Here is a 14,380-nt window from a genome sequence, read left to right on the forward strand (position 1 = left end):
TTTGTTAAAGACCAATTGTTAATTCTGTTTAAATACTTCTTAGCTTCTTCGTTCTCCACCTTCCTATCTAAACAATTTTATATCTTCTACTCTCCCTCCTTTGAAAAATATCTGAAGCCATATATAAATGTAATAAATGGTTGGATATGTGAACAATACAGAATTTTAAATGGTTATGATTAAGTATTTAGATAATAAACGCTTAAATGAAAAAAACTATGTCATTAGTACTGTATTGTTAGAACTAATCGCTTTAAAATAGCAAAAAATATTCTTAAATACTCATAAATATTCTAAATGTACTTTAAAAAAAAGGTGTTGTTGAAATTGTTAAAAAAGTGGGCTCGCATTATTAAGTTAATTTGTTGATTGATTTTATTTATTAGTTAAGAATAAGCGAGAAAGAGGGATGTTTATACTTTTTAAAAGTTGAATAATATACCACATTATTAAGTACGAGTCCTCAGCTATTTAAGTTTTTTCTTCATAAAAAATACAGTCCTTATTTATTAGGACTGTAACTTAGATAAATAGGCTTATTATTAAAAATTATTTTACTAAATCATATTTTCAGGTCTTACAATCCGATCGAATTCTTCCTCAGACAAATAACCAGTTTTTAATGCGGCCTCTTTAAGTGTCAAATTTTCGTTATAGGCTAATTTCGCAATTGTTGCTGCTTTTTCGTATCCAATATGAGGATTTAATGCTGTTACAAGCATAAGCGATCGATTTAGATTTTGTTCAATGATTTCTATATTTGCTTCTATGCCTTTTGCACAATGATCGTCAAATGAACTGACTGCGTCTGAAAGTAGTCTAACTGACTGCAGAAAATTATAAATAATGACTGGTTTGAACACATTTAATTCAAAGTTACCTTGACTAGCAGCAAAGCCGATTGTCATATCATTTCCAATTACTTGTGTTACAACCATTGTTAATGCTTCTGATTGAGTTGGATTTACTTTCCCTGGCATAATGGAACTTCCTGGTTCGTTTGATGGAATTGTTATTTCACCTATCCCACTTCTAGGCCCACTAGCCATCCAGCGGACATCATTTGCGATTTTCATTAAATCTGTTGCCAATGCTTTTAAAGCGCCATGTGTAAAAACAATTTCATCATGACTTGTTAATGCTTGGAATTTATTTTCAGCTGAAACAAAATGAAGTCCAGTTAACGAACTAATTTCTTCAGCCATCATCGTTCCGAAACTCGGATGTGCATTAATTCCTGTACCAACAGCAGTCCCACCAATTGCTAACTCGGCAACATATTTCATACTATCTATTATCATATTTTCACTTTTTTCAAGCATTCGATGCCAACCACTGATCTCTTGACCTAGAGTTATAGGTGTTGCATCTTGCAAATGGGTTCGGCCAATTTTTATAATCTGTTTAAATTTATTCATCTTTTCGTTTAATGTCATTTTTATATTTTTTATTGCAGGAAGCAATTGCTCATTTACTGCTAGAACACTTGCAATATGCATTGCTGTTGGAAATGTATCATTTGAACTTTGAGACATATTCACATCATCATTTGGATGAATTTTTTGATTGATTCCTTTTTCTTCTAAAATTTTATTCCCAAGGTGAGCGATTACTTCATTAACATTCATATTTGTTTGTGTACCACTTCCTGTTTGCCATACAACAAGTGGAAAGTGTTTGTCATGCCTACCATTTACTATTTCATCTACTGATTCAACGATTGCATCTGCCTTTTCAATATCTAATATACCTAGTTTATGATTTGTAATTGCTGCACTCTTTTTAATTAGTGCCAAAGCATAAATTAATTGAATAGGCATTTTTTCAGTACCGATTTTAAAGTTTTCAAAACTTCGCTGTGTTTGAGCTCCCCAAAGTTTATCGACCGGTACTTTTATCTCACCTATTGAATCTTTTTCAATTCGATAATCCAATTTTTTGCCTCCTAGTTTATCATTACTAAAACATATGTAAATAGATGGTTTCAAAGTCATAATTTATATCATTTAAAACAACAACTTCATGTTTGTTTATGTATATTGCTTTGCTTAATGAAATAAATTAATGATAGTTTAAAATAAAAGTAAGCTAACCGAACAAAACCGATTAGCTTACTTTTATTTGTCTTTCATTTTCTATTATTTCTTTTTTTCATGTTCAAATTCATTATTTAACATTATATAAATTCTAAAGTGATTAATTAAAATAAAATTGCATCTAATGCATATTTTCCAGGACCAATTAAAGCTAACCCAATAGCAACTGAAATTAATGTTAAGTTGTATTCGTATCCATTAGCTGTTGCCCATAAACCATTTGGCCCATGAACTTTAATAATTGCTATTAACATTGTTGCCGCAATGATTAATCCTGCAACTGGTGTTAATAGACCTAATGCAAGCAAAATTCCAGCGATCAGTTCTGCTAACCCTGCTAAAAGTGCCATCATTACACCCGGTTTCATGCCGATTGAATCAAACCATCCACCTGTTCCTTTTAATCCATATCCACCAAACCAGCCAAATAGTTTTTGAGCCCCATGACCTACAAAAAGTAAACCGATTACTAAACGAATAATTAATAAACCAATATCTATCATCTTTAAATCCTCCTAATTGTTTTTATCTTTAATTCGAGATAATATTTTAAAAAAATTTTTATTAGATTGGTTACTACACAGTATTTAAAAGACCAATTCTATTATGAACCTAATAAACAATATTGCTTTTTACAATATATATTTCCCATATTAGTGCTTAAAAAGTAAAACAAAGAGTTTTGCATTCATTATCCAAGAATCACACCTCCAATTATTTCAAATCAAAATATCTTGAATATGAGATAATAATATTATGAAAAAACAAAGATGTCAATATAGATTAATAAAAATTTTTTCTACAAGATTTGAGTTTACATTCTGAGGTTCTTTCTAAAAAGTATTTGAATAAATCAATAATAGATGGATGATTACTTGATGTCTTTAGTTTGATCACTTAATCATACGTATTTTGCTTAAAAACAAATTACTAAAAAAAGTAATGGGGGGAAATCACGTTGAAAACAAGTGTTTTTTACAATATGAAGGAAAGTACCGTTCAATGACATTTCAAATGTGGAGTCCATTCCCTTGTTTCTACATATGGATTTTGTAAATAACAACGTTCAATGATTTGTTTATCTATCTTCAGCCATTTCTAACAAGTTTTGAAAGGCAAGTTCAGGATCAACAGATAAACCAAGAACTTTTGCCCTTTTTTTGCCATAAAAAATCACCCCTTAAAATCAATGTGGATCAACTGTGATTTTTTCAACATCTACTTTAAGGGGCATCTACCTTTGTTTTATATTATTTAAGACTTAACCTTTATGAAAAGTTTATAGCATCCAAGACCAATCATTTATTTGGAGTAGCATTAACACCACGGATGCCAATGCGATGTTTTTCATAAATTGGGTTTGTTCTCCCATTTTTTGCATTGGGTCTTCTAATGTCCAGAAATTGTGAACCGTAAATGCTGATATCACCAAGAATAAAACAAGTAATAATACTCCTAGACTAACATAAAAGCCAGTTAATATAGTTGCTCCTCCAATTATAAGCATAAGTCCCGAAACGATAACGGAAGTACCTGGCATAGGAATCTTTTTATATTGAGATGCTTGTTTTAACCCTTGGAAATTAGAAAAATGATTAAAACCCACCATTATAAAATAAACGCCAAAAAGAACACGACCTATTAACCATATAATACTCATTCTAAATTCATCCTTTTTTAGTTATTTGTTTTATCTATCTCGGATTAAAGTATTATTAAACCGAGATAGATTTTAATACTGATGCAAATTTGATTCTCTGCTAATGGAACGATTTGATCATCAAGCTAGCAATCTAGTCCGGCAAAACGAATCTAATGCCACGTCTGACTACAACAAGAAAAATCATACAGATACTAAAGTCCCGTAGAGGCCATTTAATGAATAAACGACATTTTTAGAAATTTGATACCTTAAAGTTTAGTACTACCATGCTCTATAATTATTTTATCGCAGCCTTTTTGAAAGTTTGTAAAAACACATTTACTGGCTGTAAACCTTGAATGATATATTGACCATCAACGATAAATGTTGGAACACTGTGGATACCTTTTGTATTTGCATCCCGTCTATCTGAATCGACTTCCTTAGTAAAAGCATCAGAATCAAGAATTTTTTTAGCTTCTTCCTTATTTAAGCCAACAGAGTCAACAATTTGTAATAATTCCTGTTCGTTATTTAGATTAGCCCCTTCTGTAAATAATCCATAGAAGAATGCTTCAGTTATATCTCTTGCTTTCCCAAACGATGCAGCCCATTTTGTTAAACGGTGTGCCTTTAACGTATTAGATGCCTTCATAATTTCATAATTGTAGTCAAGTCCAAATTGATTCGCTTCGTTTTTTATTTGTGCTGTTCTCAACAGCATCTCTGCCTTTGTTTTATTGAACTTTTTCGCTAACATCTCTACCGTTGGAATAGCAACCTCAGTAGATGCCTCAGGTGTTAACTGAAAAGATTTGAATTCAAATTCAATTTCTTCGTCGCTTTGTTCGATAACTTGATCTAATAGACGTTTGCCTATATAGCTAAATGGACATGTAAAATCAGCATAAAATTGTACTTTCATCATATTTCCCACCTTTTTTTAATATGTTCCTTGTATAAATGTTCCATTTCTATAACTAGCAAATGCTTCATTGATTTCTTCAACTGTATTCATAACAAATGGCCCTCTTGCAACAACAGGCTGTTTAATTGGTTTCCCAGCGAAAATGACAAATTTTGTTCTTTCAGTTGCAGAAAGAGGTATAATGTCTGCTGTTTCATTCTGTTCAAAGTGCACGACATCAAACGTATTAATGTGTTGTTCACTTATCTTAGCCTTTCCTTCTAGCATATATAAATAACTATTGTAGCCAGCTGGAATAGGAAACTCATAGCTTGCACTCTCTTCAAGTGAAACTACGGTGTAAAGGAATGGCGTAAACAGTTTTAATGGAGATGCCACACCATTCACTTCACCTGCATATATTTCAATCTTGCCTCCTTCAATAGGAAGAACTGGTACTTGTCTATATGGTAAATCTTCATATTGACCAGGTACTTTTTTGTCCTCACTCGATAAATTTACCCACAGTTGAAGTACCCGAACGTCTTCACCTGGGTCTGGATTCTCATTATGAATAATGCCGCTTCCTGCTGTCATAATTTGAAAATCCCCCTCATATAATCTTCCACCACCGCCTGTTTTACTATCATAATGTTGTAAATTTCCCTCAAGAACGTATGTCACAGTCTGTATCCCTTTATGTGGATGATCAGCAAATGTATTATGAGCAAATTTGTCATCAGCTAAAATGATAAAGGGATCATTATTCATTAAATTGTTAGGCTGCATCACATAGCGTAAGTGGCGACCATCACCTTGTTGCAATGGAATAGCTTGTGTTGTACGAATAGACAACATTATTAACACCCTCCTCATTATTTTTATGCAAAAATTTTATAGTTTTTGTCCATCAACCTAGTTAGATTTTAGCAATACTTTACCTGGTATTTTCTTTTCAATAATTGCTTCGTGAGCTTTTTTAGCTCCTTCTGCCGTTAATGGAAAAGTCATCGCAGTTTTTAACTTTAATCCCACTCGTTTATTCAAATCAAACAAGTAATTAATTGCTTCTTTTTCAGTCATTGAAGAAGACCTTCCACGCATTCCAATGATTTCAACGTTTTTATTGGACACAGTTGTTTGGGGATCAGTGGTTAACGTAACATAGCGTCCGCCTTCTTTTAATAAATTGACACCATTTTCAACACCTTTACCAAGAAGCGAAGCATCAATGACTACATCTGCTGATCCTTTTATTTTTTCCATCTCTTTTTTTTCATTGTAGTCTACAAATCGATCTGCTCCCAAGGAAAGTACATACTCTTCATTTTTCGTACTTGCAACTCCAATAACTGTCAATCCACAATCCTTTGCTATTTGTGCAGCTATACTTCCTACTCCTCCTGAAGCACCCAGAATCACTACAGTCTCTCCTTTTTTAATACGGCCATACCCAATTAATGCCCAATAAGCTGTAATCCCAACACCAGAAAAACCAGCTGCTATTTCTATATCCATATCCTCTGGCTTCTTAAAAATACGATTGTTATCTGCAACAACATATTCGGCATACCCAGCATTTTGCACCTTTGCAATGACTGTCTCCCCCACGTGTACGTTAGTAACTTGACTACCGATTTTTTCAACGATTCCTAGCACTTCAGTCCCGGGAAAAACTACTCTATTTAAGGGAATCCCTCCAGACCAAGCACCACTACGAACAATGGTTTCTACAGGATGTATGCTAGAATACAATACTTTGACTAAAACTTGATTTGAATTCATTTCAGGTACAATCACTTGAAATTCTTCAAAAACCGAAGGACCACCATATTTACAATAACCTACTGCCTTCATAAGTAACACTTCCTTTTCTGCTAATTGATTTTAAACACGTATGTCACATTCTGCATATCTTTATGCGGTATATGCAAATGCAAATAGATTATGCGCATGCTTGACATCTGCAATAATAATGGTGGGATAAAGGTTCGTTATCCCTTAAATCGTAAGGCTGAATCATATAGCGTAAACTATCAGTTTTTTTGTATACAACACATGTTGTATAATTGAATTATAAAAGGCTAAGCGCCATACTACCATAAACAGTTCTATCCATCTGTCGCTTACACAACATTTCTTGAAAATTGTGGCTAAAAGGCGAGGATATAAACGACTGAGACAAAACAAAATTTGCGAAAAAAAATAGCACACCAAACCCATTGGATTGGTATGCTATGACAACTATTATTTTTAATTTTTTTCAAGGAAAAGGATTAATACTTAAACTAGCTAACATATTATCTTTTTGATTTACTTTTGTTGGTCCAATCCTCTGCTTAGCATTTTCCTTCATAAGTAGCACCAAATGTTATTACATCTATCTCCTCTTAATTCTCGACATAACCTAAGCTACGAGCATCAGGATAAAATAAAGATTCATTGGTGGCTTCAGCCAGTTCAATAATATAGCCCGGTGCCAATAGTAATCGACCTTGAGCGCCCATGATGTTTTCAGTACGTGGTTGCAAGATTGGTATGCCTAACTGTTTCGCTTTTTCATACACTGCTTCAATGGAATCCACCACAAACATACTGTTAGTGTATTGAATGAAATCGGGTAATTCGCTCAACGACTTGTCATCAATCACCACAGCAGACACATTGCCCAACACTGATTGCAAGCCGATTACTTTCAAATTGAAGTATTCTTCCAAGCGAAACTCATACTCCAAAATACCGTCCATGTGCTTAAGATAGTTATTCACATAGGCGAATTCTTGTCCAGGTTGCAAAAAAAGTCGTTCATAAGGACCAGAAACCAAGTGGTTATTTAAAAAAGTGTGTTCGACGGAACTATTTTTATGTTTACTCATTAAAATCTCCTCCTATAAACATTTTATTTACAACACATATTGTGAACTGCATCCGGAATCTCGCTGTAACTGAGAAAGTTGTATGGTCTGTATAAATACCATTAAAAACTCACTCCGTTACTAACGGTTAGCGTTGACAACACGTGTTGTATAAATGTATTATAAAATGCTAAGAGCCATACTACCATAAACAGTTCTTTAAATTTGTAGTTTACACAACACTTCTTAAAAGTTGTTGACAAAGGAGAGGTTAAAAAATATGAATACGCAATCGATGGACCCCCGTGCCGTTCGGACACGACAACTGATTGTCGACGCTTTCAATCAGCTAATATCTACAAAAAATTTCGATCAAATATCTGTCAAAGATATAACAGCAGTAGCGACAATTAATCGAGCTACATTTTATACTCACTTCGTTGATAAGTATGTATTACTTGATGTGGTGTTAACAGAAAGAATTAAGGATATCATGAAGGGACAATTTAACTGTAATCAGGAACTCAATGAGGAAACAGTCGTTCAAATGTTTAAATCAATTGTGAAAATACACGAAAATATGCATACGCATTGTAGGCGAGGATATAATACATTTACTCAAATGATTGAGGAAAAAGTAAAAGAGCAATTAACGTTGATTGTAACCCATATCCTACAAACTGAAAATCGCTTAGAAGCTGCAATGTTTGCTTGGGCATTGTACAGTTCTTTTGTTGAATGGGAAAAAACAGGTCAAGAACCAGCCGAACAATTTGCGAAGAAAGCCACAACATCACTACTTCGAATAATCGATACTCCTCACCATATTTAAAGCAACTCCTATTTATTGCACATAAAATGGAGATAAAAGGTTGTCTAACTAAGTGTAGCTGATTCAAAGGTTGGCAACCGTGTTTTTTAAGCTGTTGTAGACATAGGGTTGATAATTAGTGTTTAACGTGATTTCCCTTTAGTAAAGGTAATGAGACTAATCTAACTTCAAAAAAAATCCCGATATACTCATTAGAGCAATCAGGATTTTTGTTTTGTAAATAATTATTCAAATTATTTAACTAATGTAAACTGAGTTAATTTAAACGAATCAACATTTATTAACTTATTTGTTGCAGCACTAGATTTTGTACCTGTAGCAACAATTTTAATAGTGTGTGCTTTGTTTGCTAGATTTTGAATATCGAAAACATTTACTTTATATTTACGACTAGAAGAGTAAAGATCAATTTGCTTGATTTTTTTACCATCGATATAAACATCAGCTCTACCCATATTCTTATCTTTTAAAGCATAAACAGTTATTCCTGTACCACTAAAATTATATTGAAGTGATCCAGTAGACCCTTTTGTTTGATTAATCGTGCCACCAGATGCACTCGTATATTTTAACTTACTCCAAGTTCCAGAGTATTTAACATTAGCATCAGTGTTCTCTACTGTTTTTGTCGTTTGCACTGAAATATTTAGACTATATTGGCCAGAGCCTTTTACAGCAGATGGTACCATGTAGTACATTCCAGTTTTTGTTGGTTTAAATACAATTTTTTCAGTAGATGTAGTACTAGCAGATTTTTTCAATTCTTTCGCACCATAAATAGTTGATGTACCAATGTTGTATAATGAAAGATCAAAGTTTGCATTGGAAGGGCCAGTTAATGCGATTTCATATGTTTTGCCTGCTAATAAATTTTTAGCCCAAACATCTTTAAAGTCTTTTGCGTCAGGATTAAGACTTCCTTTTGCAGTACCTGTTATATAAATTCTTGCTTTTGTATCATCATCATTTACGTAATTAATAGATTTTGAATATGGTGTCTCAGTTTTATCCTTTGTATTAATTACGACAACATAATTATACGTTTTTCCAGCCGTCATTGCAGTTGTATCTGTATAAGACGTTGTAGTGATCGGTGTTTTATTTAATTGTACATAATCAGTTTGTGATGAATCTTTGCGATAAATAGTATACGATTCAGCCCATTTTGGAGCAGTCCATGAAATAACTGGATATTTTTTTACCGTATCAAAAGATGTTTTTAATGCAATCGGATTATCTTTTACAATGAATCGATCTAAATTGATCCCTGTAGCAGATTTTCTTGCCGCTGGATCATTTTTTCCTGTCCATACAATTCTTATTGAGTGGTTTCCATAAGTTGTAAAATCATATTTTAATAAACTTTGTTTCGATTTTAACGTATCATTATAAAGCGATGGTGATGCAATCTTTTTACCGTCAATATAAACATCGGTAATTCCTTGAGAAGGATTTTTAAAACCTTGCCATTCAATGCTTGACCCAACAAATGAGAAATTAACTTCACCTATAGAATTTAGGACTCCTGCCATTCCTTCAGAGAATTGTTCATTGAATACTGGATTCCATTCTCCATCTAAAGTTACTGATTCTGAATCATCTTCATACGATCCACCGAAATTACCAGAATAAAGTTTGTAGTTTCCTGATCCTTTGAAGTCGTAGACATTTACAAAATAGATTCCAGTTCTAGGAGCAATAAAATTAATCTTCTCTTTTGATGAATTTATGTTCTCTGAGTAAGCAACCATACCATTCTTATTATTTACACTAGTAGTTGACTCATCATATACATACAAATCAAAATCGCTTCCTGCTTGTCCATTCAATGAGAATGTGATGCCTTGGCCTTCTTTTAATGATATTGCATAAACATCATTTTTATCTTTTGTAGAATCAAGACTTCCATTTAATACACTTTTATCTAATGGAATACCAGGTGTATCATTGTCATCAAAGTTATTTAAATTTGATGATTTAACTATTTTTCCTGTGCTTACAAATCCTTTTAGTGTTTCTAATTTTGCTCCTTTTGCACTTGTATATAGTTTAAGCATCTCTGGTGACATATTCGGATGTAAACCTAATAAAATAGCAGCAGCACCCGTAGTATGCGGAGTTGCCATAGATGAACCACTATAGTAATCGTAGCTTTGTGTATAATCAGAAACATATTTAGAATTAATGACTGTCTTTGGATCATTCGATTGTACATAATCAGCCATGTAGTAAGGGAAATCATATCGATTAACCTCAAACTTAGTATCTTTATAGATCCCTTCAGATAAACCTTCAACATTTAAACTTGGACCCATGTTAGAAAAAACATTTAAATGTAAACTATCCTGTACAAACGATGATTTTTCTTGGCCTTCTAAGGCGTTAATCCCTGTTAATAATAACTTACCACCATTCGAAAGATAATTTTTTAATAACTCAGTATCTGATTTTGTTAAAGTAGTACCTTCTTCAGAGTTAAATCCAATACCATTTCCAGAAAACCAAATTACTGCATCGTATTGTGATAAATCAGTACTTTTCATTGATAAAGAAGATTCAGAACTGATTGTAACTGTATTTACTGAAGAATACTTAGATAACAATTTTTGATATGTCGGTAAATAGTTTTTAAAGATTTTTGATAATTCAGGGATGTCTTTGAGCATGTCTGCAAGATCATTTTCATCATCTTGAACTAGTAAAATCTTTTTATTCGTGTCCGTTAAATCTAAATAACTTAATGCTTTATCAAAAGCAGCCTGTCTTTGTTTTTCAGATATCTTTTCAAATCCAATACCATCAAAGATTGCTTTGTAATTGTCTCCAGCAATTTGAGCTGATGCTCCCGCTTTGTCAATTTTTAATAATTTTGTAATATCATCGATTGGATATTTAGGGATTGAACTTAAAATGTCAACTCCAGGAGCAGCAACATCAACAGATTCTGCACCATAATTCGAGAAAGGAGCTAAGTTACCTTTATTATCAACAGCAGCTACAGATAATATATTTGAACTTTCAAAGCTTGCCGGATAAGCTTCCATTTCATCATTATCCATTCCGTCATTACCTGCAGCGGCTACAAATAAGCTATTAGAATTTGCAATTGCTTCTTCAAGTAATGGATCATATTCTCCACCACCCCAGCTGTTATTTGTAATTTTTACGCCCATACTTTTAGCGTATTCAATTGCTTCAATCGCATCTGCAGAAGTACCTCCAAAAGGACCGATGAACTTTAATGGTAAAATTTTTACATTAGGAGCAACACCAACTACTCCTTTATTATCTTTTAAACTTGGACCTTCTAAAGCTGCAGCAATTGTACCGGATACATGGGTACCATGTTCATCTCCATCAAGTGCATCATAAACGGTATTATCATCGTTATAAAAATCCCAACCATTTACATCATCAACATAACCATTATGATCATCATCAATTTTATTATTAGGAATTTCCTTAGTATTTGTCCAAATTTTACCTGCTAAATCTGGGTGGTTAATATCCACGCCAGTATCGATTACACCAACTACTACTTGCGCTTCGGGTTTTGAAAGTTTTGAACTAAAATTAGTCCAGCTTTCAGGTGCATCGACATCAATATCTACTTTTCCTACACTATCATTAATCGTTTGACCTTTATTATTAAGTCCCCATAATTGATCATAAAAGTCATTCGCATTATTGAAGTCAGAAGCATAATATTTGTAGTTCGGTTGTACCGATTCAACATTTGGATCTTTTTTCAACTTAGTTATGTACTCAGTAGAGCTTTCACCAGTTGGGATTTTTACTACTTCAGCATTTAAATTCTTTAATTTCTTTGAAGACTTTAAAGAATACTTTTTCTGAAGAGTATTAATTTCACCTGAAGTTACTTTCTTTTTGTATTTAACGATTAATTCACCTGTTTGTTCATTATGTTTTGTTACGAACTGTTTATTTTTTAATTTATCTCTTAATTTAGTTTCAATTTTAGATTCTGCCTTTTTCGGGAGTACTTTACCACTTACTTTTGGTACTTCTTTCATTTGGCTTTTTCTAACGTTTTTACCAGAGTCTACCTGATTAGTAACTGAACTATTAGCCCCTGTTACTGATGCTGCTTGAACCGTTCCAGAGTAAATACTTGAAAATAATAGAATGGTAGATACAGGTAGCGCTAAATAATTTTTTTTCTTCATTGTTGAGCCCCTTTTTTAATAGATTCAAAGTAAATTAACTAGACAAACATATGTAACAACTAACCATTTCTCCATTTATTTAAATGATAGATTAGAATTTATCACTAAATGGATTAAACTTTATATATAGTTACATCAGTTCCAAATCAAAACAGTGAGTCCCCTCCTTTCTCTTGGAATTATTTTCTAGTAAACACTCGAAAATACCTTTTAGATTACGCAAAAACAGGAATTTTGGATTTAATAATTTAAATTTCCGAGCAGTTTCAAGGTCAAATTACCTATAACATAATTAACAAAACATGTGTTTTTCTTAATATTAATAGAGTAAAAGCTATAATTGTAACAATCTCTTATTAATCGTAAGGTGTCTATAATAAAATAACATATATTTTAATATTAATTTAAAATAAATAGAAAAAATTTCCTTATTTTTTGATTCCAGGGCAAATAAATTTAATTCAAATTTTTTATACACTAGAATTAAGAGTAAATTGGGGGAATAAAAGCAATTATGTTGCTTATTACATTTAATCGGGGAATTATTAATATATTTAGTGTTTTGTGAAGTGATATTTTGTCGAAGTGTTATTTTGATTTTTTGTACAATAATAATAATGAGATAGCAAAATAGCTCATTACTAAAATAAGAATCCAAACATGTACTTAGGAATACAATTAAAAAGAGTCTCCTAAAATATGGAGACTCTCGCTTTTTAATATTGATCGCTAAAAATTCGTTGATCCAAAATAGAATGAAAAAATTCTTCTATTTCTTTGATGTCCTCAGATGCAATTCCTAGTTTATGTTCCCAGTGTTCTGGATGGTCTATATCTTCTCTGCAAAGTAGAACCATTCTTCCACTTTGAATTGATACAACCATTGCTTTGCCTAGAAATTTTTCTGAAAAGATAACAGCAAAGTCGTAGCGATGGCTACCTGCAGCGATACAGTAATAATGAATGTTTTGGTTTTCTTTCTCTTCCGATATAATGTAGAAATTCATCCCTACCACTCCTTTTTTACACCATATTTTTTACTTTGAGCATCTTACACTTAAATCGAATAGTTGCATCGATTTTTAAAAAGAAAAGAGTGTATGAACCCCCTTACTTATTAATTAGCTAAATATGTCAATTTTCCTTCATTTTAATTGTTAAAATTTTGTGACAAATTAAAAAATATGTCGTAAATGCATCAAAACTATATACAAGTAATTAAATGTAACTTTATCTTTACATATTCAAATTATTTCTCATAAAAAAGTTAAGCATTTAGTTGTTTATCTTAAACTATTTATTTTACTGAATTTAACTTTTCGGCAAATTCTTCTTCTAAGATTGCCAAACAGACATGATCATACCATTTATCTCTAATTTTTAAGTTTTTACGATAATATCCTTCTTTCACAAATCCAACCTTTTCAAGGACGCGTAAAGACGCTAAATTTTCAGGATTTACTTCTGAAGTTACTCGGTGGAACTTCAAATCTTCAAATGCAATTTTCAAAGCAAGTTTCAAAGCTTCCGTCATATATCCATGACCATTAAATTTTTCCCCAATATGATAACCAACCATACAACTTTGTTTTGGTCCTCGTGTGACAAAAATGAACTGTACTTCTCCTATTAAAGTTAGATCATTTTCTTCTTTTTTAAAAATCGCAAAATCATATCTACTATCTTCTGCACTTTTTTCCATAAACTCTTTAATACTATTCATTTGACCTTCAATTGTATAAAAATCTTCCTTTCTTAACGTAGGAGACCATTTCTCAAAATGTTCTTTATTTTCAACATGTAACTGTAACTTAGCTTCTGCATCTTCAAATGTATATGGGCGTACGATAATTTCTTTCAA

The 14,380-nt window shown here is 32.3% G+C and carries 11 protein-coding genes; 1 reads left to right on the plus strand and 10 read right to left on the minus strand.

Translation table 11 applies throughout. The annotated features are described in order from the left end of the window. Positions 1–557 precede the first annotated feature (557 nt). The 7 genes from fumC to ACSBO6_RS10690 all read right to left on the minus strand — a co-directional run bounded on the left by fumC (position 558) and on the right by ACSBO6_RS10690 (position 7,521). Complete coding sequence (gene fumC, locus ACSBO6_RS10660; protein WP_498843326.1) at positions 558–1,934, minus strand: class II fumarate hydratase; 1,377 nt, start codon at positions 1,932–1,934, stop codon at positions 558–560. Between the two features lie 266 nt (positions 1,935–2,200). Further along, a complete protein-coding gene (locus ACSBO6_RS10665; protein ID WP_098845954.1) occupies positions 2,201–2,599 on the minus strand; it encodes a DoxX family protein in 399 nt (132 codons plus the stop codon). A 776-nt stretch (positions 2,600–3,375) separates the two neighbouring features. Next, positions 3,376–3,756 carry a DoxX family protein gene (locus tag ACSBO6_RS10670; protein ID WP_498843327.1) on the minus strand — a complete coding sequence of 127 codons (381 nt, stop codon included), beginning with the start codon at positions 3,754–3,756 and terminating at the stop codon, positions 3,376–3,378. Between the two features lie 280 nt (positions 3,757–4,036). Further along, on the minus strand, positions 4,037–4,666 hold the full coding sequence (locus ACSBO6_RS10675) for a DsbA family oxidoreductase (RefSeq protein ID WP_286138304.1): 630 nt from the start codon (positions 4,664–4,666) through the stop codon (positions 4,037–4,039). Between the two features lie 15 nt (positions 4,667–4,681). Further along, positions 4,682–5,503 carry a pirin family protein gene (locus tag ACSBO6_RS10680; RefSeq protein WP_098845957.1) on the minus strand — a complete coding sequence of 274 codons (822 nt, stop codon included), beginning with the start codon at positions 5,501–5,503 and terminating at the stop codon, positions 4,682–4,684. Between the two features lie 57 nt (positions 5,504–5,560). After that, the gene (locus ACSBO6_RS10685) at positions 5,561–6,502 is read right to left on the minus strand and encodes an NADP-dependent oxidoreductase (RefSeq protein WP_098845958.1); all 942 of its coding nucleotides are present in this window, start codon (positions 6,500–6,502) and stop codon (positions 5,561–5,563) included. A gap of 533 nt (positions 6,503–7,035) precedes the next feature. Beyond that, positions 7,036–7,521, minus strand: a complete 486-nt coding sequence (locus tag ACSBO6_RS10690) for a VOC family protein (RefSeq protein ID WP_498843328.1) — start codon at positions 7,519–7,521, stop codon at positions 7,036–7,038. 259 nt (positions 7,522–7,780) lie between these two features. On the opposite strand from ACSBO6_RS10690, the gene ACSBO6_RS10695 reads away from it, so the two are divergent. Continuing rightward, positions 7,781–8,332, plus strand: a complete 552-nt coding sequence (locus ACSBO6_RS10695) for a TetR/AcrR family transcriptional regulator (protein WP_498843329.1) — start codon at positions 7,781–7,783, stop codon at positions 8,330–8,332. Positions 8,333–8,565: 233 nt separating this feature from the next. Here the strand turns inward: ACSBO6_RS10695 and ACSBO6_RS10700 are convergent, their stop codons facing one another. The 3 genes from ACSBO6_RS10700 to ACSBO6_RS10710 form a co-directional block, all read right to left on the minus strand. Next, positions 8,566–12,519, minus strand: coding sequence for a S8 family serine peptidase (locus ACSBO6_RS10700; protein ID WP_498843330.1), 3,954 nt, complete (start codon positions 12,517–12,519; stop codon positions 8,566–8,568). Between the two features lie 716 nt (positions 12,520–13,235). Further along, positions 13,236–13,526, minus strand: coding sequence for an SAV0927 family protein (locus ACSBO6_RS10705; protein WP_098845962.1), 291 nt, complete (start codon positions 13,524–13,526; stop codon positions 13,236–13,238). Positions 13,527–13,816: 290 nt separating this feature from the next. Further along, positions 13,817–14,380, minus strand: a complete 564-nt coding sequence (locus ACSBO6_RS10710) for a GNAT family N-acetyltransferase (RefSeq protein WP_286138305.1) — start codon at positions 14,378–14,380, stop codon at positions 13,817–13,819.

It is taken from the genome of Bacillus sp. AL-1R (genome assembly GCF_052180195.1).
Lineage (GTDB): Bacteria > Bacillota > Bacilli > Bacillales > Bacillaceae_G > Gottfriedia.

What these genes read in the sequence shown, in the direction of transcription:
- ACSBO6_RS10670 (WP_498843327.1), bottom strand. Translation starts at nt 3,756, where the DNA reads ATGAGTATTATATGGTTAATAGGTCGTGTTCTTTTTGGCGTTTATTTT.
- ACSBO6_RS10685 (WP_098845958.1), bottom strand. Translation starts at nt 6,502, where the DNA reads ATGAAGGCAGTAGGTTATTGTAAATATGGTGGTCCTTCGGTTTTTGAA.
- ACSBO6_RS10680 (WP_098845957.1), bottom strand. Translation starts at nt 5,503, where the DNA reads ATGTTGTCTATTCGTACAACACAAGCTATTCCATTGCAACAAGGTGAT.
- ACSBO6_RS10690 (WP_498843328.1), bottom strand. Translation starts at nt 7,521, where the DNA reads ATGAGTAAACATAAAAATAGTTCCGTCGAACACACTTTTTTAAATAAC.
- ACSBO6_RS10675 (WP_286138304.1), bottom strand. Translation starts at nt 4,666, where the DNA reads ATGATGAAAGTACAATTTTATGCTGATTTTACATGTCCATTTAGCTAT.
- ACSBO6_RS10700 (WP_498843330.1), bottom strand. Translation starts at nt 12,519, where the DNA reads ATGAAGAAAAAAAATTATTTAGCGCTACCTGTATCTACCATTCTATTA.
- ACSBO6_RS10705 (WP_098845962.1), bottom strand. Translation starts at nt 13,526, where the DNA reads ATGAATTTCTACATTATATCGGAAGAGAAAGAAAACCAAAACATTCAT.
- ACSBO6_RS10665 (WP_098845954.1), bottom strand. Translation starts at nt 2,599, where the DNA reads ATGATAGATATTGGTTTATTAATTATTCGTTTAGTAATCGGTTTACTT.
- ACSBO6_RS10695 (WP_498843329.1), top strand. Translation starts at nt 7,781, where the DNA reads ATGAATACGCAATCGATGGACCCCCGTGCCGTTCGGACACGACAACTG.